The organism is Flavobacterium sp. GSA192, from assembly GCF_006386525.1.
In the GTDB taxonomy this organism is placed as follows: Bacteria; Bacteroidota; Bacteroidia; order Flavobacteriales; family Flavobacteriaceae; genus Flavobacterium; species Flavobacterium commune.
In genome coordinates this window covers 1-1,441 of sequence record NZ_VAHC01000013.1, presented here as the reverse complement: position 1 = coordinate 1,441, position 1,441 = coordinate 1, and the positions used below count along the sequence as shown (strand labels likewise).

The window sequence follows — 1,441 nt, the reverse complement described above, 5'->3', positions numbered from 1 at the left end:
CAATGTCATTAAGTTAAGCCGAAATCAAATAGTATCCTTTTGATTCTTAGTTGTTTTAGGTTTTATTCTAGATCTGTATTTACCTGATTTTCTCTCAAATGACCGATTTGGTCTTATTGGAACGAGATGTGATTTGAATAATTCTTTTAATTCATCTAATATAGTTTCTTGACACGAATCTTGATTTAAAAAAAGCTCAACAATTCGATTTTTTAAAAAACCATAGGATAAGTTATTGTTTACTTTATAAGTGTATATTTTAGTGCTTTTCTCATTGATTTCATCTTCTAATTCACTCACAATCAAAGTTTGTACATTACTAATAAATAAAGCGGCATAAAAATCTTGTTGTATGGTTTGATTCGAATAACCCGAAAAGTGTTCAATTTTTAATTTATTCTTTAGTTCGTCGTAAAACGTTTCGATTTTCCATCGTTTGGCGTACAATTTTTTAAAGAGATTTGAAGGAAATTCTTGAGAGTCTAACAATGAAGTAATAAGGATTTCAACTTTATCATTAGGTAATTCTACACGAACCAATCGTACTTCAATTGGAGTGTTTTTACCATAAGGTTTATCGGAGAGTTTTGTGTTTTTGCCCGGAAAAATTTCTACTATTTGTGACGCTTTTTTACTTTCAACAAAATCCATTACCGTTTGGCTAAAAGTAGTTTTTACACGCATTAAAAAGTTGATATTCTTTTCAATATGTTGGTGTATAAAATTGTATGAAGGATAACCCCTATCATAAATGAGTAAATCTTTTGGATTGCAACAATGTAGATGCACAAGGGCTAAATCTCTTTCGCCAATTTCTGGAGTAGCCAAAACTCCATCTAAAACATATTTATTTAAAACATCAAATAAAACGGAACAACGAGCTTGTACAATATGCGAATCTGTTTGATTTTTAGTAACGCCGTATATCGCTTTTAGTTCTGTTGTTATGGGCAAGGTAATTCGGGTGCTATCAACCGCTAATAGTCGAAAACCTTTCCATAGATGTATTGCATCATCGTTATCGGTATAAAACTCTTCCAATAGCATAGAAGACAAGTGTTTAAAAACTTCAGGTTTAATTTTTCTTCTAGCTTGAACAAAGGCACTTTTGGTAAATTTAGGAAAAGACTGCTGTTTAAAAAACGAAACAAAATTTTCGATTTCAAGTGATAAACTTTTTCTCAGAAGGTTTAACATAAAGAGTAAAATGATTGGAAAATGTTGCTTTCTGTTTCTAATGAAATACTTATCAGATATTCTAAAATGCGACTTAAACTCTTCTGAAAAAATTTCATTTTTAATTTTATTGAAGATAAAAGTACTCGTTTTTTTTCAAAATTCAGGTGTTATTATTTGATAATAAAAATACGAAAAATAGTATTAAAAAACAATTAAAAACACTTGCTAATTCAGCAAAAAACTCTTAACTTAATGACATTGT

The 1,441-nt window shown here is 29.2% G+C and carries 1 protein-coding gene; it reads right to left on the bottom strand.

Going from position 1 to position 1,441, the window contains the following annotated elements:
- Positions 1 to 24 precede the first annotated feature (24 nt).
- Positions 25 to 1,290, bottom strand: coding sequence for an IS4 family transposase (locus FDM27_RS15975; RefSeq protein ID WP_255510575.1), 1,266 nt, complete (start codon positions 1,288 to 1,290; stop codon positions 25 to 27).
- Positions 1,291 to 1,441: the final 151 nt, after the last annotated feature.